Here is a 4195-nt window from a genome sequence, read left to right on the forward strand (position 1 = left end):
CTGCGCGAGCGCGTGGAAGACGTGGTGCTGAACCGCCGGCCTGATGCGGGCGAGCGCCTGGTCGAGGTGGCGGAAAGTGCGAAGGGTGCGGCGAAGGATGACAGCGCCAAGCTGGCCTGGCGCGCCAAGCCCGTGCGCGAGCGCCTGGCCCATGCGCTGGTGCACGGCATCAACGACTTCATCACCGAAGACACCGAAGAGGTCTACCAGGCCATCAAGGCCGAGGGCGGCCGCCCGCTGCACGTGATCGAGGGCCCGCTGATGGACGGCATGAACGTCGTCGGCGACCTCTTCGGCCAGGGCAAGATGTTCCTGCCCCAGGTGGTGAAGAGCGCCCGCGTGATGAAGCAGGCGGTGGCCCACCTGCTGCCCTACATCGAGGAAGAGAAGAAGGCCCTGATCGACGCCGGCGGCGAAGCCAAGGCCAAGGGCAAGATCATCATCGCCACCGTGAAGGGCGACGTGCACGACATCGGCAAGAACATCGTCACCGTCGTGCTCCAGTGCAACAACTTCGAGGTGGTGAACATGGGCGTGATGGTGCCCTGCCAGGACATCCTGGCGCGCGCCAAGGTCGAGGGCGCCGACATCATCGGCCTCTCCGGCCTCATCACCCCCAGCCTGGAAGAGATGCAGCACGTGGCCGGCGAGATGCAGCGCGACGAGTACTTCCGCTTCAAGAAGATCCCGCTGCTGATCGGCGGCGCCACGACGAGCCGCGTGCACACCGCGGTGAAGATCTCGCCGCACTACGACGGCCCGGTGGTCTACGTGCCCGACGCCAGCCGCTCGGTCAGCGTGTGCAGCGACCTGTTGAGCGACGACAAGGCCACGGCCTACATCGCCGAGCTGAACGCCGACTACGAGCGCGTGCGCGAGCAGCACGCCAACAAGAAGGCGACGCCGCTGGTCACGCTGGCCGAGGCGCGCGCCAACAAGACCAAGATCGACTGGGCGGGCTACCAGCCGCCGATGCCGAAGTTCACCGGCCGCCGCGTGTTCAAGAACTACGACCTGGCCGAGCTTGCGCAGTGCATCGACTGGGCGCCCTTCTTCCAGACCTGGGACCTGGCCGGCTCCTACCCCGCCATCCTCACGGACGAGATCGTGGGCGAATCGGCGCGCCGCGTGCACAGCGACGGCAAGAGCATGCTCAACCGCCTGATCAAGGGCCGCTGGCTGCAGGCCAACGGCGTGATCGGCCTGTACCCCGCCAACACCGTCAACGACGACGACATCGAGATCTACACCGACGAGACGCGCAGCGAGGTGCTGATGACCTGGCGCGGCCTGCGCATGCAGACGGTGCGCCCGGTGGTGGATGGCGTGATGCGCCCCAATCGCTGCCTGGCCGACTTCATCGCCCCCAAGGGCTCGGGCGTGGCAGACCACATCGGCCTCTTCGCGGTCACCGCAGGCCTCGGCACCGACAAGAAGGAAAAACAGTTCCTCGACGACCACGACGACTACAGCGCCATCATGCTCAAGGCCCTGGCCGACCGCCTGGCCGAAGCGTTTGCCGAGCGCATGCACCAGCGCGTGCGCAAGGAGTTCTGGGGCTACGTGCCCGAAGAGGCTCTGGGCAACGAGGAGCTCATCGCCGAAAAGTACCGCGGCATCCGCCCCGCCCCCGGCTATCCGGCCTGCCCGGACCACACGGTGAAGGCCGAGATGTTCCGCGTGCTGCAGTGCGCCGACATCGAGATGGGCCTGACCGAAAGCCTGGCCATGACGCCCGCAGCCAGCGTGAGCGGCTTCTACCTGGCCCACCCCGAGGCCACCTACTTCAATGTGGGCAAGATCGGCGACGACCAGCTGAAGGACTGGGCCGCGCGCAACCGGCTCGACGCCGCGCAAGCGCAGCGTTCGCTCGCCTCGCTGTTGTGAGCCCGGGCGGCGGCAGCCGTTGCCGCCGCTTACAGACGAAGCATCTGTACGCAACACCCGCGGGATTGGTCACCATTTGGCTCGATGTGAGACGTAAGCGTTTCACAAATTGCCAACTATTCACGCAAACCCCCACCTTTCGGCTCGAACAATGCCGCTCACGGCCCGGGTACGCCTTCTGCGTGCACGGACCTGTATCAGTTCGAACAACGAGGAGGGATGCAGGTGAACCAGCAACGTCAAACCAAGAACCGTGTGTGGGCCGAGCGCCTGATGCGCAGCGCCGGTGCCGCGGTGCTCGTCGCCGTGCTGGCGGCCTGCGGCAGCGGAGGCAGCGACGATGCGTCATCCGGTGAGTCCTCCGGCCCGCCGCCCACGCAGGCCGAGGCGGCCCGCTTCCTCGCCCAGGCGACCTATGGCCCGACCGAGGCCTCGATCAATGCGCTCACGCAGAGCAGCTACTCGGCCTGGCTGAACGACCAGTTCACCCGCCCCGCCGTGCCACACCGCACCTACGTCGACCAGAAGGCCGCCGACCTGGCCGCCAACGGCGGCACGGTGAGCCCGACCAACTTCCGCGAGTCGTACTGGCGGCAGGCCCTGACCGGCCCCGACCAGCTGCGCCAGCGTGCGGCCTTTGCGCTGTCGCAGATCTTCGTGATCTCCTTCGTCGACGGCACGCTGGCCAACCAGACGCGCGGTGTCACGTCCTACTACGACATGCTGGCCGAGAAGGCCTTCGGCAACTATCGCGACCTGCTGGAGAGCGTGAGCCTGCACCCCATGATGGGCGTGTACCTCACCAGCCTGCGCAACCAGAAGGAAGACGCCAACGGCCGCGTGCCCGACGAGAACTACGCGCGCGAGATCATGCAGCTGTTCTCGATCGGCCTCTATGAGCTGAACGACGACGGCACCACGCGCGGCAGCACGCCGACCGAGACCTACACCCATGACGACATCATGGGCCTGGCCAAGGTGTTCACCGGCTTCAGCTGGTACGCCGGCCCCAATGCGAGCGACCGCACCACCACCCGCTTCTTCGGCGGCAACGCGCAGGCAGAGCGCGACTTCCGGCCCATGCAGGCTTACAACACCTACCACTCGATCAGCGAGAAGCGCTTCCTCGGCACCACCATCGCGGCCAACGGCACGGCCAATGCCGACGCCGACCTGCAGACCGCGCTCGACACGCTGTTCAACCACCACAACGTCGGCCCCTTCATCGGCAAGCAGCTGATCCAGCGCATGGTCACCAGCAACCCGAGCCCGGCCTACGTGGCCCGCGTGGCGGCCGCCTTCAACAACAACGGCTCCGGCGTGCGCGGCGACATGAAGGCAGTGTTCCGCGCCATCCTGCTCGACCCGGAGGCGCGCGCCGACAACTCGGCCAGCACCACCTTCGGCAAGGTACGCGAGCCTGTGCTGCGCCTGTCGCACCTGCTGCGAGCCTTCAAGGCCACCTCGACCAGCAACGAGTTCACCGGCATCGACAACACCGACGGCACCCTGAGCCAGACCGCCATGCGCTCGCCCACGGTGTTCAACTTCTACCGCCCTGGCTACACGCCGCCGAACAGCGCCGCGGCCGCCGCGGGCCTGGTGGCGCCGGAGCTGCAACTGGCCAGCGAGGTCTCGGTGGCCGCTTACCTCAACTACCTCCGCGGCACCTGGCTCACGGTAAACACCGCGCGCGACATCCAGCTCGACTTCAGCGCCGAGATGGCGCTCGCAGACAACCCCGCCGCGCTGGTGGACCGGCTCAACCTGCTGCTGATGTCGGGCCAGATGACGAGCGCCTTGCGCACGCAGATCCTCGCCGGCATCAACGGGCGCACCATCCCCGCGCCCACCTCGAACAACCAGGCGACCGTTGACAGCGCCAAGCGGGACCGGGTCTTCATCGGCATCCTGCTGACCATGGCCTCACCCGACTACATGGTTCAAAAGTGAGGAGGACAAGAACATGACGAACAACAAACAAGCGTCCCGCCGCGAGTTCCTGCGCCGCGCCGCCATCCTGTCGGGCTCGGTGGGCCCGGCGGCCCTGCCCTTCGCGATGAACCTGGCCACGATGAACGCGGCCCACGCGCAAAGCACCACAGGCTACAAGGCGCTGGTGTGCCTGTTCCTGTACGGCGGCAACGACTCGGCCAACATGGTGCTGCCCACCGACACCGACTCGTGGAACACCTACTCCACCGTGCGCGCCACCGCACCCGACCCCATTGCGCTGCGCGCCGTGGGCACCGCGCCCGACACCGCGGCGGCGGCCGGCTCGCCGGCCGCGCTGGGCGGCGTGCGGGCC

At 67.4% G+C, this 4195-nt stretch carries 2 protein-coding genes and 1 pseudogene; all 3 read left to right on the forward strand.

The annotated features are described in order from the left end of the window. Window positions 1-1887: vitamin B12 dependent-methionine synthase activation domain-containing protein (locus VFL64_RS14950; protein WP_489541177.1), on the forward strand; the 1887-nt coding region annotated here is incomplete at its 5' end. A 225-nt stretch (window positions 1888-2112) separates the two neighbouring features. Next, window positions 2113-3840, forward strand: a complete 1728-nt coding sequence (locus VFL64_RS14955; protein WP_489541178.1) for a DUF1800 domain-containing protein — start codon at window positions 2113-2115, stop codon at window positions 3838-3840. A 13-nt stretch (window positions 3841-3853) separates the two neighbouring features. Continuing rightward, a pseudogene (locus tag VFL64_RS14960) lies at window positions 3854-4195 on the forward strand (DUF1501 domain-containing protein); the annotation flags it as partial.

The sequence above is a fragment of the Rhizobacter sp. genome (assembly GCF_035702065.1).
Classification (GTDB): domain Bacteria; phylum Pseudomonadota; class Gammaproteobacteria; order Burkholderiales; family Burkholderiaceae_C; genus Rhizobacter.